The organism is Desulfosediminicola sp. (assembly GCF_048381775.1).
Lineage (GTDB): Bacteria > Desulfobacterota > Desulfobulbia > Desulfobulbales > Desulfocapsaceae > Desulfopila > Desulfopila ganghwensis.
On sequence record NZ_JBLXGE010000004.1, the window covers coordinates 310950 to 337613 of the forward strand.

General features: G+C 46.5%; 19 protein-coding genes. 14 read left to right on the top strand and 5 right to left on the bottom strand.

The genetic code is table 11. From position 1 onward, the window contains the following. Positions 1-85 precede the first annotated feature (85 nt). A complete protein-coding gene (locus tag ACN5NT_RS09025) occupies positions 86-271 on the top strand; it encodes a Trm112 family protein (protein ID WP_419175211.1) in 186 nt (61 codons plus the stop codon). An 83-nt stretch (positions 272-354) separates the two neighbouring features. Here ACN5NT_RS09025 and ppsA read toward each other — a convergent pair whose 3' ends face one another. Further along, the gene (gene ppsA, locus ACN5NT_RS09030; protein WP_419175212.1) at positions 355-2808 is read right to left on the bottom strand and encodes a phosphoenolpyruvate synthase; all 2454 of its coding nucleotides are present in this window, start codon (positions 2806-2808) and stop codon (positions 355-357) included. Between the two features lie 332 nt (positions 2809-3140). Between ppsA and ACN5NT_RS09035 the strand changes: the two genes are divergently transcribed. From ACN5NT_RS09035 to ACN5NT_RS09065, 7 genes are all read left to right on the top strand, one after another. Next, positions 3141-4877, top strand: coding sequence for a phosphoglucomutase (locus tag ACN5NT_RS09035; RefSeq protein WP_419175213.1), 1737 nt, complete (start codon positions 3141-3143; stop codon positions 4875-4877). 140 nt (positions 4878-5017) lie between these two features. Continuing rightward, positions 5018-5854 (top strand): Fe-S cluster assembly protein NifU, encoded by an 837-nt coding sequence (nifU, locus tag ACN5NT_RS09040; protein ID WP_419175214.1) that lies wholly within the window; start codon positions 5018-5020, stop codon positions 5852-5854. Further along, a complete protein-coding gene (nifS, locus tag ACN5NT_RS09045; RefSeq protein WP_419175215.1) occupies positions 5854-7044 on the top strand; it encodes a cysteine desulfurase NifS in 1191 nt (396 codons plus the stop codon). Before nifU ends, nifS begins: the two co-directional genes overlap by 1 nt. After that, positions 7041-7967: an FAD-dependent thymidylate synthase gene (locus tag ACN5NT_RS09050; protein WP_419175216.1), complete on the top strand. Its 927-nt coding sequence runs from the start codon at positions 7041-7043 to the stop codon at positions 7965-7967. The genes nifS and ACN5NT_RS09050 overlap by 4 nt, the downstream gene beginning before the upstream one ends. 733 nt (positions 7968-8700) lie before the next feature. After that, a complete protein-coding gene (pilB, locus tag ACN5NT_RS09055) occupies positions 8701-10902 on the top strand; it encodes a type IV-A pilus assembly ATPase PilB (RefSeq protein WP_228721336.1) in 2202 nt (733 codons plus the stop codon). A gap of 110 nt (positions 10903-11012) precedes the next feature. Continuing rightward, entirely contained in the window at positions 11013-11954 is a 942-nt protein-coding gene (locus ACN5NT_RS09060) for a mitochondrial fission ELM1 family protein (protein ID WP_419175217.1), read from the top strand. 448 nt (positions 11955-12402) lie between these two features. Further along, positions 12403-14733: a glycosyltransferase family 4 protein gene (locus ACN5NT_RS09065; protein WP_228721337.1), complete on the top strand. Its 2331-nt coding sequence runs from the start codon at positions 12403-12405 to the stop codon at positions 14731-14733. Between the two features lie 113 nt (positions 14734-14846). Here ACN5NT_RS09065 and ACN5NT_RS09070 read toward each other — a convergent pair whose 3' ends face one another. The 3 genes from ACN5NT_RS09070 to glgB all read right to left on the bottom strand — a co-directional run bounded on the left by ACN5NT_RS09070 (position 14847) and on the right by glgB (position 17998). Continuing rightward, positions 14847-15506, bottom strand: a complete 660-nt coding sequence (locus ACN5NT_RS09070) for a DUF4126 domain-containing protein (protein ID WP_136795852.1) — start codon at positions 15504-15506, stop codon at positions 14847-14849. Between the two features lie 70 nt (positions 15507-15576). Then, positions 15577-15765, bottom strand: a complete 189-nt coding sequence (locus ACN5NT_RS09075; RefSeq protein ID WP_136795851.1) for a hypothetical protein — start codon at positions 15763-15765, stop codon at positions 15577-15579. Beyond that, entirely contained in the window at positions 15743-17998 is a 2256-nt protein-coding gene (gene glgB, locus ACN5NT_RS09080) for a 1,4-alpha-glucan branching protein GlgB (protein WP_419175218.1), read from the bottom strand. The genes ACN5NT_RS09075 and glgB overlap by 23 nt, the downstream gene beginning before the upstream one ends. A gap of 349 nt (positions 17999-18347) precedes the next feature. Between glgB and ACN5NT_RS09085 the strand changes: the two genes are divergently transcribed. The 3 genes from ACN5NT_RS09085 to ACN5NT_RS09095 all read left to right on the top strand — a co-directional run bounded on the left by ACN5NT_RS09085 (position 18348) and on the right by ACN5NT_RS09095 (position 20038). Continuing rightward, positions 18348-18923: a YqgE/AlgH family protein gene (locus ACN5NT_RS09085; RefSeq protein ID WP_136795849.1), complete on the top strand. Its 576-nt coding sequence runs from the start codon at positions 18348-18350 to the stop codon at positions 18921-18923. Between the two features lie 200 nt (positions 18924-19123). Next, entirely contained in the window at positions 19124-19525 is a 402-nt protein-coding gene (locus tag ACN5NT_RS09090) for a YkgJ family cysteine cluster protein (RefSeq protein ID WP_136795848.1), read from the top strand. A 54-nt stretch (positions 19526-19579) separates the two neighbouring features. After that, positions 19580-20038 carry a 23S rRNA (pseudouridine(1915)-N(3))-methyltransferase RlmH gene (locus tag ACN5NT_RS09095; protein WP_136795847.1) on the top strand — a complete coding sequence of 153 codons (459 nt, stop codon included), beginning with the start codon at positions 19580-19582 and terminating at the stop codon, positions 20036-20038. 4 nt (positions 20039-20042) lie between these two features. On the opposite strand, the gene ACN5NT_RS09100 is transcribed toward ACN5NT_RS09095, so the two are convergent. Further along, positions 20043-20861 carry a class I SAM-dependent methyltransferase gene (locus tag ACN5NT_RS09100; RefSeq protein ID WP_419175219.1) on the bottom strand — a complete coding sequence of 273 codons (819 nt, stop codon included), beginning with the start codon at positions 20859-20861 and terminating at the stop codon, positions 20043-20045. 108 nt (positions 20862-20969) lie between these two features. On the opposite strand from ACN5NT_RS09100, the gene kdsB reads away from it, so the two are divergent. From kdsB to ACN5NT_RS09115, 3 genes are all read left to right on the top strand, one after another. Continuing rightward, complete coding sequence (gene kdsB / locus ACN5NT_RS09105; protein WP_136795845.1) at positions 20970-21731, top strand: 3-deoxy-manno-octulosonate cytidylyltransferase; 762 nt, start codon at positions 20970-20972, stop codon at positions 21729-21731. A gap of 108 nt (positions 21732-21839) precedes the next feature. Beyond that, entirely contained in the window at positions 21840-24200 is a 2361-nt protein-coding gene (locus ACN5NT_RS09110; RefSeq protein WP_419175220.1) for a gluconeogenesis factor YvcK family protein, read from the top strand. A 238-nt stretch (positions 24201-24438) separates the two neighbouring features. Continuing rightward, a complete protein-coding gene (locus tag ACN5NT_RS09115) occupies positions 24439-26451 on the top strand; it encodes a response regulator (protein WP_419175221.1) in 2013 nt (670 codons plus the stop codon). Positions 26452-26664: the final 213 nt, after the last annotated feature.

Consider the following 26664-nt stretch of genomic DNA (forward strand, 5'->3'; position numbering starts at 1 on the left):
GCCCACTCTTGAAGAAGACAAGGTGTGATTGTACCTGGAAAATTCGAATTTACCGTGATAATACGCCTCTTAGTGGGAGGAGAATATGATTGATAAGGATTTGCTGGCCATACTGGCCTGCCCGAAATGCAAGGGGCACTTGAAATATCTTGAAGCAAAGGAAGGGCTTGCCTGTGAAACATGCCTGCTGCTCTATGAGGTCAGGGAGAATATCCCCGTCATGGTCATAGAGGAAGCAAAGGCCTTAAAGGCTGAGGATCTAGAGGGTTGAACGCCCTCTAGTTAAAAACTTTCTGCAACACACCATCGCCGGCAGCAGACAATGCTGCTCCGGCGATGGTTTCTACAGGTGGCCTATTTAATAAGGCCCATCTCTTTTTCTTTTTCGCAAACCAGGAGTTTGGTTTTAACTGCTGTGTCTGGAATAAGGCTCATTGAGTCTATACCGCACTCAACCAGGAACAGGGCAAACTCAGGATAATCCGAAGGTGCCTGCCCGCAGATGCCGATCTTTTTGCCCCTGCGCTTGGCGGTTTCAATAACCATCTTCACCATCGTTTTAACTGCTTCGTTACGCTCATCGAAAATGTGAGCAACAAGGTCAGAGTCGCGGTCAAGGCCAAGGGTCAGCTGGGTCAGGTCGTTGGAGCCGATGGAAAAGCCGTCGAAAATATCGGCAAATGCATCTGCTGCGATAACATTTGAAGGAATCTCGCACATCACGTAGATTTCAAGGCCGTTTTCTCCCTGAACGAGACCGAATTTCTTCATGGTCTCTATAACCTTTCTGCCTTCTTCGGGAGTGCGGCAAAAGGGTACCATCAACTTGATGTTGGTGAGTCCCATCTCATTTCTGGCTTTCAGGAGTCCTTCGCATTCCATCTCAAACGCATCTATGTACTTATCGTCGTAATAGCGAGAGGCACCACGCCAGCCTATCATTGGGTTTGATTCGACAGGTTCGTAGAGTTTTCCGCCAATGAGGTTGGCATATTCGTTGGATTTGAAATCGGACAGTCGAACAATAACGTCGCGTGGGTAAAAGCCTGCACCGATCCGTCCTACGCCTTCTGCAATCTTGTCGATGAAGAACTGACGTTTATTGTGAGGGTAGGCTGTGGTTTTCTCCTCAATCTTTTCAACGATTTGCTGAACTTCTTCGTCACCCGCAGCAGCTTTTTCTATGAGGCTGTCAAAATTGTGGAGCGCCATCGGGTGAATACCGATATGGGCGTTGATGATAAATTCCTGTCGTGCCAGACCTACACCGTCGTTTGGTACCTGGCATTCGACGAATGCCTTTTCCGGAATACCAACGTTGAGCATGATTTTGGTGCGGGTGTCAGGGATGGTGTCGAGGTTGGTCGTGTTGATGGAGAAGTCCAGCAGTCCGTCATAGACATTACCGGTCTCACCATCGGCGCAGCTGACGGTGATGTCCTGACCGGTGGTGATTTTTTTGGTGCCGTCTTCTGTACCGATAACACAGGGAATACCAAGCTCTCTGGAGATGATGGCTGCATGGCAGGTGCGGCCGCCCCTGTTGGTCACGATACCGCCTGCTTTTTTCATTACCGGTTCCCAGTCGGGATCAGTCATATCAGTGACAAGTACTTCACCCGGTTGGAAATCATGGATGCCGGCAACGGTCTCAATCACCCGGGATTTACCCTGGCCGATTTTGGTACCTACTGCCTGGCCCGAGGTGAGAATGTTGCCATGCTCTTTGAGGATGTATGTCTCAGTGATGTTTTTGGAGTTTTGTGAATGAACGGTCTCCGGGCGAGCCTGGACAACGAACAGTTCACCGGTACCGACGGTTTCGCCGTCACCGTCTTTGGCCCATTCGATATCCATGTTGCTGCCGTAATGATCTTCAATGTGAAGGGCCCATTCTGAGAGCTTAAGGAGGTCATCATCGTTTAAGATATAGCTACCTCGTTCTGCCGGAGTGGTAGCAATGTTGACCACAGTCTCTTCGGCGTCTTCAGCCTCGTTGTAGATCATCTTTATTTCTTTACTGCCGACCTTTCTGGAGACTACAGGGCGTTTTCCTTCCCTGAGAGTCGGCTTGAAGACATAAAATTCGTCAGGAATGACTGCACCTTGAACGACGTTTTCACCGAGTCCCCATGAACCTGTAAGGTAGACGACATTCTCGTACCCGGATTCGGTATCAAGGGTAAACATAACACCGGAACAGGCCGCATCTGAGCGAACCATCTTCTGAACCACGATAGAAAGGTACACATCAAACTGGCTGAACCCTTTGTCGTGTCGGTAGGAGATGGCCCTGTCGGTAAAAAGGCTGGCAAAACACTGGCTGCAGTAGTCAAGAACCGCATCATCGCCGCGAACGTTCAGGTAGGTGTCCTGTTGGCCAGCAAATGAAGCATCCGGCAGATCTTCGGCGGTGGCGGAAGAGCGAACAGCTACATCAACGTTTTTGCCATATTCTGCTTCCATTTTGTGATACGCTTCAAGAATCGCATCGCGAAGATCGTCTGGAAATTTGATTTTGCGTATGAGTTCACGAACCTTTCGGCCACGCTCCTGGAGATTGCGGAGATCGTGGGTATCGAGATCAGAAAGAATCTCAGATACAGCCTTGTCCATGCCTGTGGATTCGATCAGGTGTCGATAAGCATATGCAGTGATCGCAAAGCCGTGTGGGATATTGACTCCTTTTGAGGTAAGATGTCGGTACATCTCACCGAGTGAGGCATTCTTGCCACCAACCAGTGGCACGTCATCAATAGAGATATCATCGAACCAGAGAATGAACTCTGTGGCGTGTTGATCACTCATTACGGCATTTCTCCTGAACTGTTTTGGGGTGTGATACACGAAAACGTGCTATTGGATTGAAAAGGGCTATACCCTGTATTGTATCGGGTGACACTCGAAAGTTGTTCCGAGTCTGTGCGCGAGCATATTAGATTATCAGTAATTTTGCACGATAGTACAAGTGTTACTTATGCATGTCAAGAAGGTAGAGCGGGGCAAATAGAAAAAAATCTGTACATGGACAGGCTTGTCGCTTAAGAAAGATGCGGTAGAATTACATATGGATTCAGAATGTTTATCTGTGTCAATGGTTGCCGGGATCGGTTTTTGACAACAAAATACGGGGGCTGCATATGTCACATAATAAGGATGTGGAGCAATTTAAAGCCAAGTATATAATCGAAGACGATCATGCTGCAAGTGATTATTTCAGCATGATTAAAGAACTTGTAAAAATAAGAAATGAGACCAGTGAAGTTTCATGGCAGACAGAGATAGATACAGTCTATGCCATGGTTCGTAAAGAACTGGTTGAAAACCATGGTAAGCCATTGAGCCCATTGAAATTTGGTACTTCAGGCTGGCGTGGAATACTTGGGAAAGATGTTTTTGCCCGATCGATTGGTTGTGTAACAGCTGCCATAGTCGAGATGTACCGGCTGGTGGAATCAGACCCTGTCATGACCAGCAGTCTTGGAGTTCAAGATTTTGATGAAGCGAAAAAGCGTGGTTGTGTGCTTGGCTATGACAACCGCTTCGGCGGGGAGTTGCTTGCCAGGGCGGTGGTAAAAGTGCTGACAGATAATGGTTTTACAGTCTATTACTCAGGTGAATCAACGACCGGTGCACTGTCTGCTGCGGTACTCGAACTTCATGCGGCATTTTCCATAAACCTGACCCCCTCCCATAATCCTCTCGAATATGGTGGGTATAAATTCAATGCGGCCGATGCGGGACCGGCAGCAGCAGAAGTCACCGAGACTATAACCCGACTGGCCAGGGAAATTGTCGATAGTGATTTTGATATCGAAAGTTCGGCCATTACGGGCCTTGAGATACTTTCCTTGTCTGGAGTAACTGAAATCAGAGCACTGGATTACTGGAAGACTCTGGTGAGGAAAAATGTTGATGTGCACGGGATTGACTACGATCAGATAGTAAAAGATTGTGCCGATGCGACAGATTTGATTGTGGCCATAGACTCTGTTCACGGTGCGTCTCGAAATGATATTTGCGAACTTCTTGAGGTAGAGAAAGGAACCAGCTACTTTGGCTTACGGGATACACCGGATGTGACTTTCGGTGGCATAGCCCCGGAACCGTCATCGGTAAATATCAAAGCCATACATGAATTGCTTGCCGGCCGTTCTGAAAAATACCGGGTGGGTGCGATCATTGACCCGGATGGAGATCGAATTCGGTTTACAGACGGCAGGGAAGAGATCAGTATGAACCAGTTTGGTGCTATGGCCTACCATTTCCTTGTCGTTCATAAAAAGAAGAAGGGGATGGTGGCGAAAACTGTTGCCACTTCCAACATGGCGAACCAGCTGGCTGAATCTTTTGGTGAAAAAGTTTTTGAACCGAGGGTTGGTTTTAAGGAATTTAAACCTGTTATGGGGAAGGCCCTGGTCTTTTTCGAAGAATCAGACGGAATATCGATTATTGGACACACTCCGGAAAAAGATGCTTACATTGGACTGCTGCTTGCCCTTGATATGGTACTCACAACCGGCAAAAACCTGAGTGAATACAAAGATGAAATTGAGGCGGAGTTCGGTGCATTTTATGCCGATCGGGACGGAATTGAAGTGAGCTACCGAGGTGAAGAGCTTCTGGAAAGGCTGAAAGAACTTGAAAAGTATGGTAGAGGAAGCTCTCTTATTGTGGGTGGTGAGCCAAAAGAGATTGTTGAGGTCATCACTATTGATGGCCGAAAGATGATTCTTGACGATGGCTCGTGGCTTATGATACGACCCTCAGGAACTGAACCCAAGGTCCGGTTTTATGTCGAGTCGCGCACTCCGGACGGGACGCAGGATCTGGTCGAAACTGCGCAGAGGTTGCTCAGGGAGATTCAGCTCGTTTAAAGCTGCGGAAAATAGAAGTACCACAGTAAGTCAATGGTATAGAAATTGTTAAAAAAATCGAAGTTGCATTTTAGGCTTTCCGTATTATTGTCAGCATATAACAGATAATCATAGTGAATTGTTATTTTTAGGAGCCATCAATGTGGGAATATACTGATAAGGTTCAGGAGCATTTCCTGAATCCGAGAAACGTTGGAGAAGTAGATGATGCAAATGGTACCGGTGATGTCGGTTCTCTTGCCTGTGGGGATGCCCTGAAGCTGACCATAAAGGTGGATGAGAACGATGTGATTACCGATGCCAAATTCAAGACCTTCGGTTGCGCAAGTGCAATCGCCTCATCTTCTGCTTTGACTGAAATGATCAAGGGTATGCCGGTCTCTGAAGCCGAGAAGATCACTAATGAAGATATTGCTGATTTCCTGGGCGGATTGCCAAAAGAGAAAATGCACTGCTCAGTGATGGGAAGAGAGGCACTTGAAGCTGCCATCGCTGATTTTCGTGGCATGGTGCTGCCGATGGCTGAAGGTGAAATCGTCTGTGAGTGCTTCGGAGTGACGGATATCGAGGTTCGCCGTGCCATTCAGGAGTCAAACCTTCGCTCAGTCGAAGAAATCACCAATTTTACCAAAGCTGGTGGTGGCTGCGGAAAATGTGAAGATAAACTTCGGGCGATTCTGGAAGAAACTGTTGTCGGTGCCAAGCTGGTGAAGCTTGAAGATGCAGCTCCAAAACGCATGACCACCTTGCAGAAAATTAAAAAAATTGAAGAAGTCCTCGAGAGAGAGGTTCGACCCGGCCTGCGTAAAGATGGCGGTGACATCGAATTGATCGACGTAGATGGCGATTTTGTTATAGTTTCGCTGCGTGGGGCGTGCAAGAGTTGTCATAAGTCTCAGACCACGATTAAAGAATATGTTGAGGTGAAACTCCGTGAACTGGTTCTGGATACTCTTATTGTGGAGGAAGCAAACTGATGAGCCAGAAAAACGAAGAAGTAGTCTATCTTGACAACAACGCCACAACGTGTGTTGCCCCAGAGGTTGTCGAGGCAATGATGCCGTACCTCACTCAGTTTTATGGCAATCCATCCAGCATGTACAATTTTGGCGGCCAGGTCGGTGAATCCCTGAAGATAGCCCGTAAGCAGGTGGCCGATCTGATTGGTGCAGATCCGGAGGAGATAACCTTCACCAGTTGTGGTACCGAAAGTGATTCAACAGCGATTCTCTCAGCTTTGCAGTCGTTTCCGGAGAAGCGTCATATTGTCACTACCAGGGTCGAGCATCCTGCAGTTAAGAACCTCTGCGATACAGTCGATACTCTCACCGGGCATAAACATCGTATCACCCGCCTCAAGGTAGATGCCGAAGGAATGCTGGATCTCGATGAGTACAAAGCTGCCTTAGGTGATGACACCGCAATCGTCAGTGTAATGTGGGCCAACAACGAGACCGGTGTTATTTTTCCAATTGAAGAGATGGCCCGTATTGCGAAGGAACGTGGTATTCTCTTTCACACCGATGCTGTTCAGGCGGTAGGCAAGGTGCCGATCAATCTGAAAGATTTGGATGTGGATTTTCTCTCCATTTCAGGACATAAGTTGCATGCACCCAAAGGTGTAGGCGTACTGTATGTAAAACGAGGTACACCATATACTCCATTTCTTGCTGGTGGACACCAGGAGCATGGACGACGTGGCGGTACCGAGAACGTGGCTTCCATCGTCGGTCTGGGTAAAGCATGTGAGCTTGCTGCTGCCAAGATGGAAGAAGAAAACACCAGGGTCAAGGCACTGCGTGACAAACTTGAGCAGGGACTTCTCGCATCTATTCCCAACTCAATGCTGAACGGGCATAAAACAGAAAGACTTCCCAATACCGCAAACGTAAGTTTTGAATATGTTGAGGGAGAGGCTATATTGCTGCATATGAACCGGTATAAAATCTGTGCCTCATCCGGGTCTGCATGTACCTCCGGGTCACTGGAACCATCCCATGTCCTCAGGGCGATGGGTGTTCCATTCACGGCGGCACATGGTTCTATCCGGTTTTCACTCAGCGTGTACAATACAGAGGCAGAAGTTGATTTCGTTCTGGAGAAGATGCCGGAGATCATTGAGTCTCTGCGCAAAATGTCCCCATTCTGGAAAGGTGATCAAACATGATAATCGTTGAGCCGTCATTTGAAATTCAATATGATCTGGACAGACAGCCTATCGCTGTACGATTGGAAACATGTGGGCGTATCTGCTACAAGAGTGAAGATAAAATCACCGAAGAGTCAGCTGTACCATTTGTAAAGAAGATCGCAGCGCATGGACATAATTCTGTGCTTGAGATGGCTGTAGCCACTTATAACGTGGTTTGTCATCCAGACCATGTGCTTGAATTTCATGCCTGCCAGCCAAAATTCTTTGTGACTGACAGGACGGATTCCGGATTTATTGTGACCGGATCGATTCGTGCTTTCCGTGAAATGTACGGCAACTATGCTGATAACAGTGTAGTGAGCGAACTGGTACGTGACCTTGCCGGACGCTACCAATATCTGTTTGAGGGTGTTTATCTGCCGGCGGAGTCGTTGCCCCCACATGAGGAAATCAGCATTACCAAGCTGAGCCTTGATGAGGTGGAGGACCTGCCTGTAAATCTGCTTGCCCGTCATCGCTTTGTGGGGGTCAAAATGATCACTAACAGGGCAGTGACCCACGAACTTGTACGACATAGACCGTGTTCCTACTTGCAGGAGAGCCAGAGATATTGTCGCTATAATCAGGACAAATTCGGTAACCAGGTAACCTTCATTAAGCCTATGTTTTATGAGGATGGTTCCCCCGAATATCAGCTTTGGAAAGAGGCAATGGAGGAGACCGAAAAGCTCTATTTAAGGCTTCTCGAAAATTCGACTCCACAGGCAGCGCGAACTGTGCTCCCTAATTCCTGTAAGACAGAGATTATCACCTACTGTAATCTTGAAGAGTGGAAGCATATATTCTCATTGCGCACTTCTCCTGCGGCAGAGCCTTCAATGAGGGAGATAATGATCCCGCTCGAAGAAGAGATGCGAAAAAGGTTCCCTGTCCTGTAATACAAACGTACCGACCTCAAATAAAAATCCCGAACATGAAATGTTCGGGATTTTTATCTCTTCTCATGATTCCCCCTAAAGCTTTTCTTTACAAGCCGATATGCATAATGGTTCAGGATTGGGTCACTTGCCAATCTGTCGCGCCTCGCACGTCACGTTACTCTCTTAACTCTTTCAAGCTAAAGTAGGGGAGTCCTAATTGCTTTTTTCCCTCAGAGACTTCTGAGGCGAGATTTTTACCTTTTTAAAAAAAACTTTATGATAATTCACTGAAAAACTATTATTTCTAGACGAAACTTATATGAAAATAATGTATTATCGGCTGATTATTAATCAAAAAATAGATCAGACCTGAAATATCTGGACTGGTTAAGTGTTAAAAAAAATACTGAAGTTGCCTTTTGGGAGTTATTTTAATCTGGCAAATCCCTGTGTTATGTGTATCTTAGACGTTATGCAACAAGCTATTTAGAGTAATCCTTAATTCTCACAATATGTTGCAGTATATAACATTTATGTGCAGTGGATTTTGTTTTAAGATTCCGAGGGCAGGAGTTTTAGATTTTTGCTTTATTACGTTCAGATCTATATCAAATACTGATACTACATATTACTATTCCGGCAGTAGTGAATTGGGCAGCCATCGGATCATTAGTGGCGGGATAGTGCATTTCCTCATTTAGGTCGTAGGTATATGGCACCCAAATCAAGTTCTTTAAAGCATAGATCTTCAATGCGGAAAACGGTTAAAGATCAGTCAGGTGCAGGAAAAATAAAAATTGGTGAATTGTTGAGTAAGGCTGGCTACATCACGCCGACTCAGCTGGAATTTGCCAAAAAAGAGCTGCAGAAAAGCGGTGGCCGGTTGAGTACCATTCTGCGTCGCCTGGACTATATTGATGAAGATACCGTCTTCAATTTCTTAAGCCGTCAGCATAATTACCCCCCTGTAGTCATCAAGAACGAGCCTCCATCAAAGGATGTGCTCGGCATTATGGAATATGAAAAGGCCAAGGAATATATGGCCTTTCCTCTACGGATGGCTGGAAACACCCTCCAGGTCACGATGGCTGAGCCTTCCGACTCAATGGCGGTTGAGGAACTTCAGGATTTTCTCGGAAAAGAACTTTCTGTGTGCGTATCAACTGAGTCGGATATTGTTGAGGCATATAAAAAGTACTACAAAATTTCCGATGAAGAGTATAACTCGTTCTTTGACAAGAGTGAGGAATTTGAAGAGGAAATTGAAGTAACTCAGGTTGATGACTTCGGCTCGATCCTGGCTGAAGCCGCTGATGATTTTGAGATAGAGAAGGATGAGGACGATGGTCTTGGCGATCAGTTTGCCGCTTCAGATGCACCAATTATCAAGCTGGTGAACGGAATTCTCATTAAGGCTGTTCAGGAAGGAGTTTCCGATATTCACGTGGAACCGTACGAAAAAACGATGCAGGTTCGATATCGTAAGGACGGCTCACTGTTTAAGTCCATGAACCTGCCGTTAAGTATCAAGAACGCCCTGGTTGCCCGCATGAAAATTCTAGCCGGGCTCGATATCACAGAAAGAAGAGTACCGCAGGACGGTCGAATCAAAATGCGGATGGGGCGAAACAGATCCGTCGATTTCCGTGTATCATCCCTGCCCACCCTGTTCGGTGAGTCTGTAGTTCTTCGTATTCTTGATAAAGGATCGCTGAATGTCGATCTGACCATGCTTGGTTTTGAACAGTCAACGTTTGATATGTTGAGGCGCTGTCTGAGCAGTCCTCAGGGCCTGCTTCTGGTTACCGGGCCAACGGGTTCAGGTAAGACAGTTACCCTCTATTCGGCATTGAATTCACTTAACAGTGAGGATATCAAGATCCTGACCGCAGAAGATCCGGTGGAATTCAACTTTAAGGGAATTAATCAGGTAAACGTCAATACCGAAGTCGGTATGACCTTTGCCGCCGCCTTGAAAGCTTTTCTCCGTCAGGATCCGGATATTATCATGGTTGGTGAGATTCGTGATATGGATACTGCAGAGATTGCCATTAAGGCTGCGATGACGGGCCATCTCGTTTTTTCCACCCTGCATACAAATGATAGTGCCGCGACAATAGGCCGTATGATCGATATCGGGATCCCCCCGTATATGCTGGCGTCATCTGTGACTATGGTGCTCGCTCAGCGATTGGGAAGACGGCTCTGTAATGCCTGCAAAAAAGTCGTAAGTTACGATAGGGACACACTCATTTCAGCAGGATTCAATGAAGATGATTTAGATGACCTTACAATTTATGGCCCCACAGGCTGCAAGGAATGCAGTGGTCGAGGTTATAAAGGCCGAGTTGGTTTCTTTGAGCTGATGGAGGTAACCGATGAGGTGGCCACGGCAATCAGTTCAGAAGTGCCTGAAGATCAGCTCAGAAAAATTGCTGTGCAGGAGGGCATGACACCATTACGGGTAGCTGCCTTGCATAAAGTTCGCGATGGAATTACCAGCCTTGATGAAGCTTTGAAGAGAACAGTAGCGCACAAGGAGAGTCTGCCAGCCTACCTGCTCAACCCGGATGTGGAAGAGTACGAGGATGGTGATGTCATAATCAGAGAGGGCAATACCGATATTGATTTTTTTAAATTAATACGAGGAGCGCTGACCGTAATAAAGGGTGGTAAAAAAATCGCTGAACTAACAGAGCCTGGCGAGTATTTCGGTGAGATGGCTGCAATATCTGGAGAAAAGAGAACTGCCACCATTGTTTCGCAGGGGCGTTCAACTATTAAGCGTTACCCTGGTGATAAATTGGATGAGGTGGTGGATAAATATCCTGAAGTCACAAACCATTTGTTCAAGTCCATGGCTGCTCGTCTGCAGAAATCCAATCAGATTATTGTCAAACTTGCCGGTGGCGGCTCCAGGAGACCACCATCCGCGTCTCCCATGAGAAAATAAGCCACTGAGAAAGTTCGAGAGCAAAAGAGAGATTGGCGATCAGGCGATTGTATGCAGTCTGGTAGCTGAAGTTGCGTTGCGAAGATGCCATAATGAGCAAAGAGAAAAATATGAAAGTCGCATTGTTCCTGGAGGGAAGTCCCGGACATGAGAAACAGAGTCTGGCAATAATCCAAGGGTTTAAGCGATTGGTTAGCGTGGAAGTTACTGAGTTCAGGCTTCCGGAACGTACAAAATGGCAGAGGTTTTTTGATATCGGCAGGCTTTTTCTCGGTAGTAATAGGGGGAAGGTACAAGGTCTCGATGATTTTGATCTGGCAATCGGGACCGGAAGCCGGACCCATGCCCCCCTGATCGCTTGCAAGAATTCCTACGGTATACCAATAGTTACCTGTATGGCTCCTGACAGGCTGTTGCGAGGGAAATTTGATCTATGCTGCGTGCCAAGGCATGATCAACTTGAGGAAAAGGACAACATCCTGCTCACAGACGGACCTCCTGTTTTGTCGGCGGAAAAGAATATCCGGAGAGAACCCGATAAAGGATTAATCCTGCTGGGTGGGATAGATGAATCGAGTCATTTCTGGCGTGGAGTCGAATTAGCTGAATTTATCCGCAACATAGTTCATGAGGGGAAAGATATCCAATGGTCAATAAGCTCTTCCCCCAGAACTCCCGATGATACGGTTGAAATCCTGAAAGGTTATTCGGAATCACAGCCGAATGCGACCTTTTTTGACTTTAAAGATACCCCAAGGGGATGGGTTGAAGATCAATATGCAAAATCAGGAGTAGCCTGGGTAACAGCAGATTCAGTGTCCATGATCTATGAGGCTCTGACTGCAGGTTGCCGAGTGGGTATTCTGCCTGTTCCCTGGAAAAATGCCAGGAACAAATTCCAGAGGAGTATAGATTTTCTTCTTTTGAAGGGTTTGGTGAAGGTGTATTCACCTGCTGAGTCTACCTCCTTGTTATCTATGGCTGAACAGGATTTTAATGAAGCCGATCGATGTGCAGAAGAGATTTTAAGAAAAATTCAGCCGACAGGCTAACTTAGGCTATTAAGGCAGTGTTGAAGACTGTCCTGTTTGCCATTCCCTCGTATTCATATAAATGCGAATTTTCTTTCATGGAAATTCGCATTTTTTATTTGTAGCTGATATAGTTTGCAAGGATGTATGTCTCGAAAATGTTTGAAATAGTTCCTATTAGTAAATAAAATCGAGACTCGGACAGCAATTAATATTTTTTTGGAAGTCTGGTATGTCCTAGGCTTGGGCTGGCAATAGACGAAACAGTTACGACCGGCAATCCATATGGTCTGTGTTTGGGTAATCCAGGTAGTTGTAGATAGATAAAAGTATTTTGCAGTAGGTTAAGACATAAAGTACCGCCAGTACCGTGAATGAGTTGTTAAAGAGTAGATGGTCAGCCGCTGCGGAAATGTAACACCCTGCACCGGTTATTCTATTTTTTCAGGACAAGGGGGACAGGCGCATTATGCTATATGATAAGCTGACCGTTGTGCAGGTGCTTCCCGAGATGGATGAAGGTGGTGTTGAGATTGAAACTCTTGATCAAGCAGTCTACCTGGCTGAAAAGGGCCATAGATCCATCGTTATTTCAGGAGGAGGGCGGCTCGTAGAGAAATTGGAGAGAGCGGGCTGTCATCACCTGACATGGCCTGGTATCGGCAAGAAAAATTTATCCTGTTTGAAATATATTCGTCAATTCCGTCAATTCCTTCTCAACGAAGACGTCGATATTGTCCATTTACGTTCACGTCTTCCTGCCTGGGTCTGCTATTACGGTTGGAAATCTCTTCCGCCAAGTGAACGCCCTCCATTAATTACCACCTTTCATGGTTTTCATTCGGTAAATCGATATTCAGAGATAATGACCAGGGGAGAGCGGGTAGTTGCTGTCTCCAAAACAATAAAGGACCATATTGTTGATAATTATCAGACAGCCATAGAAAAAATCACCATAATTTACGGTGGCTTTGATAGAGAACAATTCGCACCTGACGCCGTGAGTAGTGAACGTCTAGATAATCTTCGTAAAACATGGGGCTTGCAGGAAAATGACGAACCTGTAATTATACTGCCCGGCAGATTGACCAAGTTGAAAGGTCAAGATGATTTCATAGACAGTCTTGAGCTTATAAAGCACAGGAACTTTAAGGCTTTTTGTATAGGTGAAATCAACGAGACCAAGGCCTTTGTCAAAGAGATACGGGCGAAAATTCATCAATACGGTCTCGACGAACGAGTGAAGCTGGTTGGACATTGTGACGACATGCCCGCTGCAATGTTGCTTGGAGATATTATAGTATCAGCAACTTCCACTCGACCGGAAGCTTTTGGCAAGGTAGCAGTAGAGGCGATGGCGATGGGGCGACCGGTTATTGCTACTGCCCACGGAGGAAGTTTGGAAACCATAGTGGACGGAGAGACTGGCTGGCTGGTTGAGCCGCAGAACCCAAACGCTATGGCCCAGGCAATTGATACAGCATTGCGAGATGGAGCCCGTCGGAACAGGCTTGGCGAAGCCGGTAGGCGCAGAGTGCTGAAGTATTTTACGGCAGAAAGGATGTGTGAGGGAAATCTCACACTGTATAGGCAAATGCTTGCAGAAAGGGATTCACGTTTTAAAGATAAGAAATTGACAGTGCTTCAAATGTTGCCCGAGTTGGAAAGCGGTGGCGTTGAGCGGGGCACTTTGGAAACGGGCAAGCATTTGGTCGCAAATGGCCACCGTTCTCTGGTCGTATCCGGTGGTGGGCGATTGGTTGATCAGCTTGAACAGGAAGGTAGTCAACATTTTCAGATGAGTGTCGGGAAAAAGTCCTTAAGCGGTCTGAAGTATATCCCCGCTCTCAGAAAGTTGATGCGTGAGGAAGGTGTCGATATTCTCCATCTTCGCTCCAGGCTTCCTGCCTGGTTAGGTTATCTGGCCTGGAAGAGTCTGCCTGCAGCCGAGAGACCAGTTCTGGTTACTACCTTTCATGGTTTTTACTCGGTTAACGCCTATAGCGCCATAATGACCAAGGGTGAGATTGTAATAGCTGTCTCAGAGTCTGTGAAAGAACACATACGCGAGTTTTATGGCGATCATATTCACGTAAAACCGATTTTCAGAGGCGTGGCCGAAGAGGTCTTTAACCCTGAAGTGATACCTGCTTCCCGTGTTGAAGCATTGCGTAAAGATTGGGGACTTGATGAGAGCAAACCCGTCGTAATGTTGCCGGGTCGATTTTCCCGCTGGAAGGGGCAGGATGTATTTCTCAGGAGCCTTTCGCGGTTGAGTGCTCTTGATTTTCAGGCAGTCTTAGTGGGAGATCCGAATGAGACACCCAACTATACTGAAGAACTGAACACCATAATTGCCAAGCATAAATTGCATGATCGTGTGAAAATGGTCGGGCATTGCAGCGATATGGCTGCAGCGTATTTGCTTTCAGACATTGTAGTATCTGCGTCCTCAAGCGAGCCGGAAGCATTTGGTCGAGTCTCCATTGAGGCTATGGCCATGGGGAAGCCGGTTATCGCCACAGCCCATGGTGGCAGTCTTGAGACTGTTGTGGATGGTGTGACTGGCTGGCTTATTGAGCCGGCTGATTTTCAGGCTTTGGCAAGAGCCCTGGAAAAAGCACTCACCCTGGAAAAACCGGAATTGGAACAATTCGGTGGTAACGGCAGAAAGCGTGTGTTGCAAAAATTCACGACACGGTCGATGTGTGAACAGACTGTGGATGTTTATTACCGATGCCTGCAAAATAGATTGGAGGCAAAAGGTATTGCAGCAGGGCGCTTGGGACTCTCAAGCTAAGCTGGTGAAGGTAAAATATGTGGTGAAACTGCTTTGACATAGTCAGAATTGCGGTACCGTTTTAAAAAGCCTGTTGTGGTTTATTCCATAACAGGCTTTTTTTTATACAGATACTACTGTCTGCCGATCTCTTTGATTTCAGGCTGGATGTTCGAATCAGGAGAACGGTCCTGGGAAAAGAAGCGTTTCAACTTGCCGATGAGCAGACAGATACCTCTCCAGATTTTAGGCAGTAACCATATTCCGGCAAAAATGAATACGACAAACAGTACAAGAAACGTGACCGGATAATGTAAGGCGGCCCAAAGCCCTCCAACTACTGCGACATCCTCTGTAACTGATGCTGTCCAGTTTGAAAATGGTTCTGGAGAAGTGTTTATCAGGACGCGGGACCCAGCTTTCAGCATATGACTGGTGGCAGAAACAGTTCCCCCCAGTATACCCGCTGCGATAGAGAAGGCAGGGCTTACATCTCCCACAGCACCGGCAGCCAGGATGACTCCTGCAGGTATGCGGATAAATGAGTGGATGGTATCCCAGCCGGTATCTATTCCCGGAGTTTTGTCAGCAAAAAACTCTACAGCATACATGGTACAGGCAGCCATTATAACAAGAGGATCCTGTAGTACGACGAGTCCTTCTGGAAGTGCGATATTGCCTGTAGAGCCAAGTATTCCAAGCATGGCAAGGGTAGCATACAGGTTAATTCCACTGGCCCATGCTGTTCCCATGGTCAGTGCGATGGTTGCGATAATAGTCTGGTATTCGTCCATAACTGATTTACCTGCCTAATTTCTCTCTTTATCAGTAGCAATTGTATACTTCTAAATTACCCCGTGCTGTTTAACTGTTTTCAAGTAATTGCCTGCGCAAAAATTCGCATTCTATAGGAGAAAGATCAAATTTCTGGGCGACTTTATTGATGGTCGCGTTTGCAGAAAGCTCAGGAGTTGTTGTGCGTAACTGGCTGTACTCGTCTATTGCTTTTCTGAGTTTATCTCCAGGAAGTTCAGTCGGGCGCTTTGTTGTCATCGTTTACTCCTTCAGCCTGTGCGTTGGCAACAGGCTGTAAAATAATTCCTGCAAGGGGGGGAAGGGTAATAGCAGTTTTAAAAGGTGCTGAGCCGTGGGGGCCAGGTTCAGGCTGAATCTCCATTTCTTTAGTATACGAACCGCTTCCTCCATATGCAGTATCGTCAGAACAAAAAAGGAATCGATATTTCTGTCCGCTTGGCAAGCCCACCTGGTATTCATAATAGGTCTGGGGCGTAAAGTTCAGTATGCAGACGAGGTGATCATTGTTCTCCTTTGCATATCGGGTAAAAGAGATTACCGAGTTGTTACGGTCTTCAAAGTCAATCCATTTGAATCCTTCGTGCTGAAAATCCTGTTGCCAAAGGCTGGGATTGTTCCGATATATGGTATTTAAATCTGAAACAAAATCAAGCATTTTTGCATGACGAACATTTTCTTCAAGCAGGTGCCAATCAAGGCTGGTTTTACAGTACCATTCATTAATTTGCCCGAATTCCCCACCCATGAACAGTAACTTTTTGCCAGGATGAGTCCACATTGAAAAAAGCAGGAGCCGGAGGTTGGCAAATTTTTGCCATTCATCACCCGGCATTTTACTTAACAGAGAGCGCTTACCATGAACAACTTCGTCGTGTGACAAGGGCAAGAGAAAATTTTCGGAAAAGGCATACATTAATGAAAATGTGAGGGTGTTATGGTGAAATTTCCGAAAGAGAGGATCCTTGGCGAAATAGTTGAGCATATCGTTCATCCAGCCCATATTCCATTTAAAACCGAAGCCAAGCCCACCCAAGTTGGTCGGTCTGGAAACACCAAAGAAGCTTGTAGATTCCTCAGCGATCATCAGGGTGTTTGGGTAGAGATCATACACCACAGAATTTACGTGGCGGATGAAATCAATAGCTTCGAGATTTTCCCTGCCTCCATAACAGTTTGGCAACCACTCTCCGTCTTTTCGTGCATAATCAAGGTAGAGCATGGAGGCAACCGCATCGACCCGCAGCCCGTCAATGTGGAACTTATCCAGCCAGAACAGAGCGTTGGAAATGAGGTAATTACTGACCTCTCTTCTGCCATAATTGTAAATATAGGTGCCCCATTCAGGGTGGGCGCCTTTTAAAGGGTCTTCATGCTCATAGAGTGCGGTACCGTCAAAGCGGGCCAGACTGTGCTCGTCACGTGGAAAATGGGCTGGTACCCAATCGAGAATTACACCTACGTTGTGCTGGTGGCACTGGTCGACAAAATACATGAATTCTTCAGGGGTGCCGTAACGGCTGGTAACACTGAAGGGGCCGGTGACCTGATATCCCCAGGATTCATCAAGAGGATGCTCCATGATTGGCATGACTTCAATGTGGGTAAAGCCGAGTTTTTTCACATAAGGGATGAGTTGGGCGGCAAGCTCTTTATACGTGAGGAATCGCCAGTGATCTTCTGGATCACGTTTCCAGGAACCAAGATGTACCTCATAAACAGCCAGTGGCTTGTCGTAGGGCTCTGAATGATGCTGCTGTCGCACCCATTTCTCGTCTTGCCATTGGTGATGGTTCAGATAATTGACAATGGATGCGCTGTTGGGACGGAGTTCACCCTGAAATTGAAATGGATCAGCTTTCTCCAGTAATTTATCTTGTTGGCTGCGAATCAGATATTTGTAAAGAGTTCCCTCCCCGATCCCAGGCAAAAACAGTTCCCAAATGCCGGAAGCGCCGAGCGTTCGCATGGGGTGTACTCTGCCGTCCCAACGATTGAAGTCTCCTATGACCGAAACACTTCTGGCGTTTGGTGCCCAAACTCTGAAAGAGGTTCCGCTGATATTTGAAAGAATCGCCTTATGGCTGCCGAGATGTTCATAAATACGGTAATTGGTACCAAAATTATACAGATACCTGTCTGTTTCTTCGAGCTGGGGGAGAAATCTGTAGGGGTCGTTTATCCTTTTGCTTGAACCATCCGAAAAAAATAGTTCAAATTGGTAGGTATATGGGTCCAGATGGGGATCTGAAAACCAATCTCGTTTCAGCTGAATTTCGAATAACCCTTCCTTGTGTATTCTGGGCAGCACCTTACGCCTGTGCCCGCTCAAAAGGGCGACGCCATCGGCGTGGGGCTGAAAGGTACGGATTACAACAAGCTCACTGTCACTTTTGGAAAAGTGTACCCCAAGATATTTAAAGGGATCGTGGTGACCTGTGTAAAGGATACGTTCGAGATGTTCATTTATCATGGAGTTGCATTACATTATATTTTAAGGATCTGGTAAGTCCTTGCTTTAGGTTACAGAGATTGTAACACATTTAAATGTAAATCAATATATTAGCTAAAAGCTTGAATCAATATCCTCAAAATGCCGACCAGTCAGGATATTCCATGTTAGGTAATCTCAAAAGTTTTGTCATGTCAATGAGGGAGATAATTGGAAAAATAAATCTGACGCCGTGCCCCGGCATTACCGTACTAGCTCGAACTTGACTGGGTCAAGACACCTTTGATAAACTGTAGACAGTACAATTCAAGACCAAAATAAGGCAAGAATTGTAACTGGCCTGATACGCCATTGTTCACGGAGACGGAAAATGAAAGAAGATAAAGCCCCGATAATAAAGGACCTGACAGGTTCGTTTCTGGTGTCTACACCGCAAATGCCGGATCCGCGCTTTGAAGAGCAGGTAATATACATATGCGCACACAGTCAGGAGGGGGCAATGGGGTTAGCCATAAATAAGCCTAACCCCGCATTTTCCATGGCCGAAGTGTTGCAGGGCGCTGATTTGCCCATCCCAGTAAATGAACTCCCGCCGGTATACATCGGTGGTCCGGTCGAACTGGAGTCAGCGTTCATTCTTTATACCTCGACATATAAAACCGAGTATCAGCTGGAAGTGACCTCTACGGTATCACTCTCCAGGGAGACCAAGGTGTTGCAGGATATAGCAGAGGAGTGCGGCCCGGAGAAGTTTCTGTTCTTACTTGGTTATACCGGCTGGGGGCCAGGGCAGCTGGAAAGGGAACTCGTTGATGATGGTTGGTTAATGGTGCCCGCTGATGATACGATAATTTTCGATCTCCCCAACGAAATGAAATGGAAAGCGGCTGCACTTCAGTACGGTATTGATATAAGTACATTCTTAGATGTTGTAGGATACGCGTGATAGAATAACGAATTTTACAGTAGTGCATCAGGGCGCTCCCTTTTTTCGGGAGCGCCTCTTTTTTTGAGGCTGGTATCATCTGGAATTGTTATATATGCAACTCTCAGAAATATGATTTTACGGTGTAAAATTTCATTTTCGATCATATCGTGATCATTTATACATTTTATAATTAAGGTGTTGCAGGATTTGGAGTAGATATGTCTGATATCGAACAACTGTTCTCGTGTGCTCGCTGTGGTTATTGCTGTCAGGGAGAGACAACTGTATCCCTTGATGAGGACGATCAGCGGATAATGTGCGAAGCGCTTGGCATGGAAAGAGACGAAGTAGCAGAAAAGTATTGGAGAATTACCGCTAATGTTGTGCAGATGAAAATCGTTGATGGCCACTGTATTTTTTACGATGAGGGATGCTCTGTACATGCAGGGAGGCCCTGGCGGTGTCGGGAGTGGCCTCTGCATCCATCTATTCTTAGCGATGTTAACAATTTCAGCACCATATCAGATTCCTGTCCTGGAATCAGGAAAGACACAAGCTATGAAGAGTTTTGCGGCGCGTTGAAAAAGTTGATGGCTACCAGAAAAAAGATAAGCTGTTAACTGGCTTACAAGCCATGAGCTATATACAGGCACACTTTCGCAAGGAAGAATGTGATGAAACATGAAGTAATTTTTCTGGGCAAGACCAAAGACTCTTTTATTTCAGAGGGAATAAAAGAGTATACTTCCCGCCTCAAGCATTACACCCAGTTTGTCACCAGGGTTATTAAAGAAAAAAAAGCAGGCGGCAAGGCGGATATCACCCAGGAGGGAAGGAAACTGCTGGAGGCAATTCCTGCCGGGTGGCTTGTTGTCGCTCTTGACTCACGGGGCAAACAATACACATCAGAGCAGTTTGCGGGAACCATCAGCGGTTGGGAACAACGTGGGGTCAAGGGTGCTTGCTATCTAATCGGCGGGCCTACCGGGATTTCCGGGGAGGTGATCAGCAGGGCTGATCTCTGTCTTTCACTGTCTGAGATGACCTTTACCCACGATATGGTGAGAATGCTGTTGGTTGAGCAGATTTACCGTGCTTACACCATAAAAGCAGGCGAAAAGTATCATAAATAGTGGTTCATGTCCTTTTGAGATGCGCGGTAAGGTAGACATCGAACCTGCTATTCTTCATTTGTATTTCATGACTTGGCTCTAGTGGGTTTTCGCAGGAACCATCAAGGCGGGGGGCGCCTTTAGGACGTTTGACGACAACCCTGTTGCCTGCAACCTCTAAGGCCACTTTGAGTAGTTCAGGGCCATCTTCGTCATCGCCCACTAGATCACGGATGACCCGCATCTCTTTTTTGTTCAGAGCAGATTTGGCGGAATGCGGGTACATAGGATCAAGGTAGACAGTGTGTATCTGGTTATCCATTTTTATCAAATTATTAATGGAATTGCCGGAAAGCAGGGTGATTCTCCGGGTAACAATTTCATGAGTTCGTTCATTGTTTGCCGCGCGTTCCAGGCCATCTTCCAGCAGGGCATGCAGAATAGGTGATCGTTCACTCAGTATTACCTTGCAACCCAGCGAAGCAAGCACGAAGCCATCAATCCCCAAGCCTGCTGTGGCATCAAAGACATCCGGTCTGAATCCTGATTTTACCCCGACAGCACGTGCCAGGGGTTGTTTAATCGTAGTGTTTCTCTGGTGTCGGTAGCCTGTGCTGCCTTGGACAAAGTCGACGTATATGGGGGCGAATGTTTCGGATTTTTTGTTAGCCGGATTGGCCCTGAGTTCCAAGCGCTGATCTGTAAATGTCAGGATGTATTGAGTTTCACAACGATCGGGCGTAATGTACGGTATGTTGAACTTTTTTGCGGCATCCAGAGCTTTTTGTAGTATTGTCTCAGAAAGTGCGGTAGATGAAATTGAAAGATGTGAAGAGGTTGTCATGCTGTAGCAAAAATGTGGTTGTGGTTCCGGTATGATGTAACGTCGATCAAAGTCGAAAGAGTCAGTACTACCCGTTTAAAATAATAGCAAACATTACCGAGTACAAAAATGCAAAAAGAAAAGATAGAAGTTGTTGCGATCATACCTGCCAGGTATGAGTCGAATAGATTTAGAGGCAAGCCGCTGGCAAAGATTGATGGCAAGCCAATGATTCAGCATGTGGTTGAGCGGGCCAAACAGGTTAGCCTGCTGTCGAGAGTCGTTGTGGCAACGGACGATCAGCGTATCGGTGATTGTGTAGAATCTTTTGGTGGCGAATATGTACTCACCAGAAATGATCATGTTTCAGGCTCTGATCGTCTGGCTGAAGCGGCGGAGCTTGTAGGTATCTCGGAGCATGACGTCGTAGTAAATATTCAGGGAGATCAGCCTTTGTTTCCACCAGAAGTCGTGGAACAGGTAGCAATGCCCCTGCTGGAAGACCCGGCACTGCCCATGTCCACCTTGATATACAAGATCATCAGGGAAGAGGAAATTAACGACCCTAACCATGTGAAAACGGTTTTTGATAGAGATAGCTACGCGCTCTACTTTTCACGATCTCCAATCCCGTTTCAGCGTAACCCAGAAGATAACATCTCTCCGACATATTACAAACATTTAGGCTTTTATGCCTATCGTAAAGGTTTCCTGCTCACATTTGTGGCCTTGCCGGAGGGAGAGTGGGAGCGTTTTGAAAAACTGGAGCAGCTTCGGGCTCTTGAGTATGGGTACAAGATCAAGGTTGTACTCACCGAACACGACTCAATAGAAGTCGATACCCCGGAAGATCTTATTCGAGTTGAGGAGTTTTTGAAACAGCAGCGTTGATTGGCTTTTTCAAAGGGCATGCTGACTCAGAACCGGCAGTAATCAGATGTGTGCTCAAGACCTGATGATGTTGATTGGTGCCTGGTGAATATTTGGAGTGGTTGGGGAATGACAGTGAGAAAAGACGACAAAGTAGCAGATAGCCTGGAAAAAATATTGGCTAAGAAAGTCTCGCCGCTTGATCTGCTTTCACACAAGAACCTGCGTGAGAAGTTCATCGATCTGGTCCTGAATGGTGAACCGATACATCAGGATCCTGAAATCACACGACTATACAGCGGTCTTGTCGAGGCATTGAATTCCCATCGAATCGATGGGGCGAAGGTGGTCGTTTTTGGTGGCGGTACCGGTCTTTCAAATATCATTGGGGGTGACAGTCGCCTGGAGGGCTGGGCAAGGTCACCTTTCAACGGTCTTAAAGAGATTTTTCCAAGAACACGTTCTGTGGTTTGTGTAACCGACGATGGTGGTTCCACGGGTGAGATAATGAAGGATCTCCCCCTCATAGCAATCGGCGATATCCGTCATGTATTGCTTTCATCCATTCAGCTTTCCGCTTTGCAACGAACGTATCAGGTCTCAGTGCCAAACGCTTTGCTGATAATTGAAGAGCTTACCAAACTCTTCAATTATCGTTTTTCCACGAAACCGGATAGTGCTGAGCAACTTTTCAGCTGGACGGGCGCTGACCTCGAACGGATGCCAGGAAGATTGTCTGAAGTCTTGCTTGACCTTATAAGTCAGGTATTTACAGATGATCAATTGGAGCCGGTATTAAACCGGCCAAATTGTCTTGGCAACCTGATTGTGGTGTCGGCTATATATCGCCATCTGCCCGAAGGTGTCGACAATGAGCTACTTATTTCAGACCCTGGGTTGTTTCATGAACCGATCTATAAAGGTTTGGAATATCTGGCACTCAGCCTGGGTGTGGGCATAAAAGCTGTTCTCCCCTGTACAACCACCCCATGCCAGCTGCGTCTTGTCTACACCAATGGTGTGCAAACTACAGGTGAGTCCAAGGCGGGAGGTTCGCGCCGGGGAGTTCCTGTAGAATCGGCCCATGTGGATTTCTGTACAGAGCCCAAGGTTTATCAGGAGATAATTGATTATATCGATGATGCAGATATCATTGTCATGGCACCAGGAAGTCTTTACAGTTCCATTATTCCTGTTTTTAAAGTGCCGGGGCTTGCTGATGCCGTTCGTCGGAACGGCAAGGCCCTAAAGATTCTGGTATCAAATCTCTGGGTGCAGGCTGGTGAAACCGATTTGAGTATGAGTGACCCTGAGCGAAAGTTCAGGGTATCCGATATGATCAAGGCCTATGAGCGGAATATTCCTGGTGGAATTCAGGGCTTGTTTCATGAAGTACTTTGTCTTTCCTTGAAAGATGTGCCCGCTTCAGTAATCCAAAGTTATGCGGTGGAAGGTAAGATTCCAATATACCTTGACCGTGAGGTGGTACGTAACCAGGGGTTCATACCGGTCGAATGTGGTATATATTCCCGCCAGGCACTTGTTGAAAGAGGAGTGTTGCAACACGACCCTGCGATGCTGGCAACAGCTGTACGGGTGCTTTACGCCGGCAAGGAATGTTTTGCTGAAAGTAAGCATAGTGATTTCAGTGAGAAAGGCAGTGGCGTTGAGAACCCTGTTGGCGATACCTTCTTGCAGGCAGGGCGAGCCGTCGACTACCCGTGTCGAAATTTCCAGATTCCAAGTGTTCGTTATCAGAAGGTGATTGAACGCATACACCAGCTCGAAATAGGGTGTAATGCCGGATGTACGTCTGACTGTTGTAGGGGAGTATCGTATATTCGGGATGTTTTTGAAGATTTGATCTGGAGGCACCATGACATACCTCTTGATCATCTTCAATACATCAATGGAGTAGCCTGTATTGGGCTGGAACTCTGGCCAAGAAACCAGCAATGGGATAATATCTTTGCTTTTTATGACCCTGTTGACCGGATGATCAAGATCCGCAAAGACCAGTTGTGCCATAAGGCTAAACTGGAAACAGGTATATTGATCGCCATTGGTGAATCTTTATTAGGAGATTATGCCCTTAAAAAACAGGTTGAGGAGGTTACCTTAAATGAGCGGATAGTGGGGAAGGTATATAACCTTGAGTTGCGCGACGAGCAAGAGCGAAATTGTTATTTAAATACTCGCGAACTTGATGATTATCTTCATCTGGCCCGGATGTTCAGAGGTGGCTCCTATCTTGAATATACTCGTTTGCTCAATGGCAATGAGGGTTTTACTCCGCCTGGTTTGCTTATGGGGCTTTCATATGTCTGGTATCTGGAAAACCGGCTGTCCCCACAGATTGAGTACAAGATGACGGTCATGAAGATCCCCCAGACCGACTTGATTCCAGAACAAAAGAAAGTTGCCCGGAGGAGGTATAAGCTCATCAAATTCTTCCGTGATGTAGTCTTTAAGCAGGTTGGGGATTCCTAAGCTTCCCCTGCTATCCTTTATTCAATTCCTCCTCCTAACCCCCATACTCCTCACGCCTCGTGTCGTGCAGCTGAGCTTGAGGGGTTATCAGATCTGTCATTTCATTCCGCTAAATTCAATTACCACTGAAAAAAGACATGAAATTTTTATAAGCATTTGTATGGTATAGCGTAAATTCCTCGCAGAATTGCGTGCAGTTCTGCTCCTCTTTCTGACTAATGCTTAAGACGGTTTCAGTATGTCCTTATCCGTATTGGTAGTTGAGAATAACCCTGTTATTCAACTTGCCGTTTCAGCAATTCTGGAGCAGGAAGGTTGTCTGGTTCAGACAGCAGAAAATGGCCTTGATGCCTTGAATAAGCTCAAGGAAGATACTCCCGATCTACTTTTTACTGACCTGGTAATGCCCTATGTAAGTGGGGAACAACTGTGCAGGATTGTCAAAACCAATCCCAGTTATTCAGATATTTACATTGTCATTGTCACCGCTATGGTTGCCGGAGACATGCATACCATACTGGATTTTGATTATTACGATCTGTGCATTGAAAAAGGGCATCTCGGTGAGATTCGAACGCACATACGCTCGGCTCTTTTGAGGTATAGGAATGATGGTCACGTCAGTCGGAAAGAAAATACATTAATTTCGGATGTTGGAGATATTGAGGGCCCTACTGCTAAGGTTGCCGGCGAACTGTTTTCGGAAAGACGACACTTGAACAGTATACTTGAAAACCTCAGTGAAGGTGTCATTGGGATGAACCGGGAAGGTGTGGTCGTCTCCATGAACAATGCTGCCCAGAAGATTCTTGATCATAGTGCTGAGCAGATGATTGGATCACCCCTGGTTGCAACTGGCTGGGGATCCCATCAGGCTGAGGTTGAGTACTGGCTGCAGGAGCGGACCGATAGCGCTGAACAAGAGCAGCTTGATATTTTAGGAGAAGCCCCTCTTTTTTTCAGTGAGAAAATTGTTACTGCCTCTTTTGTTGCAGTCTATGAGCAGGGCGGGAGGTTTAATCTATGTATTTTGCGAGACATTACCCGGCAGTTCAGGGCTGAAGAGGAGAACAGAACCCGCGATACTGCGATAAAGCTCATCACTAAAATGGATGCAATGAGTTGTATGGCAGGCGGTATCGCACATGATTTCAATAACCTGCTGACGGTTATATGCGGCAATCTCGATATGCTCACCCAGGCAGGCAAACGGTCTGACGGGGAGCAGTTAAGCCGGGCGATGCTGGAGCATGCCAGGACTGCAGCATATATGGCGGTTGAACTTACCCGTAAGATTTCCAGCTCTTCTCCATTTGGAATAGTCTCAAGAGATAGCGTCGACCTCGATGATATCGTCTCTAGCGTTTTGGAGGACTTTGCCAAAGAGCATAAAGTACCTTATAAGCGTACGCCTGGCACTGAAACATCGATGGTTCAGATAGATTCGAGCCAGGTCAAAACAGCACTTGCCAATATTCTTCAAAACGCGATGGAGGCAGATCCTCTCGGTGAGATCGAAGTTCACACTAAGTTGGCTGAGTATGAGGAGCCACTTCTAATGGCTGGCCAATATGTTCCTGCCGGGTGCTACTGCTGTGTCACAGTTCAGGATAGAGGGGAAGGGATAGATCAGGACCAGCTGTTGAATATTTTTGATCCATATTATTCGACGAAAGCACGTGGGGCTTCCAGAGGCGTTGGCCTGGGCCTTACTGTGGTATATGCCACATTCCGGAACCATGGAGGCTATGTTGTGGTAGATTCTGAACCTGACAAGGGAACCGCCGTATCATGCTTTCTGCCGTGTTACCAAACGGGGGCGACGGAAAAAAAGAATACAAAAGGTAGCGCTGACCAACAGCGTAAAACAGCATCACCCCAAAAAGTGCTGCTTATAGAAAAAGACAATCAGTTGCAGCAGTTTGGTAAAGCCATGCTCGATTATCTCAATCATGATGTTGAGATAGTCAATGGTTTGAGTGAAGGCCTTGCCTACCTGAGAACGGAAAGGGAACAGGGAGGTGAAACTACCCAGTTTGTTATTCTTGACCCAGCCAGTGAACTCCTTGAGCATCAGGAAATATGCTCAGCTTTAAAAGAGCAGAACAGCGAGCTGAAAATCATCGTTACCGGCAGATCTATTTTTGATTCGGTGGTCGAGGATTGCCGTCAATACGGATACTCCAATGCCTTACCCAAACCGTTTACTGTGGACAGTCTCAGACATGTTCTGGTCACGGCAGGGAAGTAAGGCAAATGAGGGAAGAGGAACTGAATAAAGTATCTTGGTTCAATGGCGCCATCTCATACGGGAAAATCCCGGCAGGAAGAGCATTATGCCTATTGCCAGCTGATTCCTGCTCAGCATATCAACTCGACCATACACAGCACAACACCTAAGAGTACTTTTTTTATCTCCCGGATATACGTTCGGTCCAGGTGGCTTTTAAAAAGAGTTTTACGC

Excerpts from the sequence above, each read along its gene's own strand:
- ACN5NT_RS09025 (WP_419175211.1), top strand. The coding sequence starts at position 86 with ATGATTGATAAGGATTTGCTGGCCATACTGGCCTGCCCGAAATGCAAG.
- ppsA (WP_419175212.1), bottom strand. The coding sequence starts at position 2,808 with ATGAGTGATCAACACGCCACAGAGTTCATTCTCTGGTTCGATGATATC.
- ACN5NT_RS09035 (WP_419175213.1), top strand. The coding sequence starts at position 3,141 with ATGTCACATAATAAGGATGTGGAGCAATTTAAAGCCAAGTATATAATC.
- nifU (WP_419175214.1), top strand. The coding sequence starts at position 5,018 with ATGTGGGAATATACTGATAAGGTTCAGGAGCATTTCCTGAATCCGAGA.
- nifS (WP_419175215.1), top strand. The coding sequence starts at position 5,854 with ATGAGCCAGAAAAACGAAGAAGTAGTCTATCTTGACAACAACGCCACA.
- ACN5NT_RS09050 (WP_419175216.1), top strand. The coding sequence starts at position 7,041 with ATGATAATCGTTGAGCCGTCATTTGAAATTCAATATGATCTGGACAGA.
- pilB (WP_228721336.1), top strand. The coding sequence starts at position 8,701 with ATGCGGAAAACGGTTAAAGATCAGTCAGGTGCAGGAAAAATAAAAATT.
- ACN5NT_RS09060 (WP_419175217.1), top strand. The coding sequence starts at position 11,013 with ATGAAAGTCGCATTGTTCCTGGAGGGAAGTCCCGGACATGAGAAACAG.
- ACN5NT_RS09065 (WP_228721337.1), top strand. The coding sequence starts at position 12,403 with ATGCTATATGATAAGCTGACCGTTGTGCAGGTGCTTCCCGAGATGGAT.
- ACN5NT_RS09070 (WP_136795852.1), bottom strand. The coding sequence starts at position 15,506 with ATGGACGAATACCAGACTATTATCGCAACCATCGCACTGACCATGGGA.
- ACN5NT_RS09075 (WP_136795851.1), bottom strand. The coding sequence starts at position 15,765 with ATGACAACAAAGCGCCCGACTGAACTTCCTGGAGATAAACTCAGAAAA.
- glgB (WP_419175218.1), bottom strand. The coding sequence starts at position 17,998 with ATGATAAATGAACATCTCGAACGTATCCTTTACACAGGTCACCACGAT.
- ACN5NT_RS09085 (WP_136795849.1), top strand. The coding sequence starts at position 18,348 with ATGAAAGAAGATAAAGCCCCGATAATAAAGGACCTGACAGGTTCGTTT.
- ACN5NT_RS09090 (WP_136795848.1), top strand. The coding sequence starts at position 19,124 with ATGTCTGATATCGAACAACTGTTCTCGTGTGCTCGCTGTGGTTATTGC.
- ACN5NT_RS09095 (WP_136795847.1), top strand. The coding sequence starts at position 19,580 with ATGAAACATGAAGTAATTTTTCTGGGCAAGACCAAAGACTCTTTTATT.
- ACN5NT_RS09100 (WP_419175219.1), bottom strand. The coding sequence starts at position 20,861 with ATGACAACCTCTTCACATCTTTCAATTTCATCTACCGCACTTTCTGAG.
- kdsB (WP_136795845.1), top strand. The coding sequence starts at position 20,970 with ATGCAAAAAGAAAAGATAGAAGTTGTTGCGATCATACCTGCCAGGTAT.
- ACN5NT_RS09110 (WP_419175220.1), top strand. The coding sequence starts at position 21,840 with ATGACAGTGAGAAAAGACGACAAAGTAGCAGATAGCCTGGAAAAAATA.
- ACN5NT_RS09115 (WP_419175221.1), top strand. The coding sequence starts at position 24,439 with ATGTCCTTATCCGTATTGGTAGTTGAGAATAACCCTGTTATTCAACTT.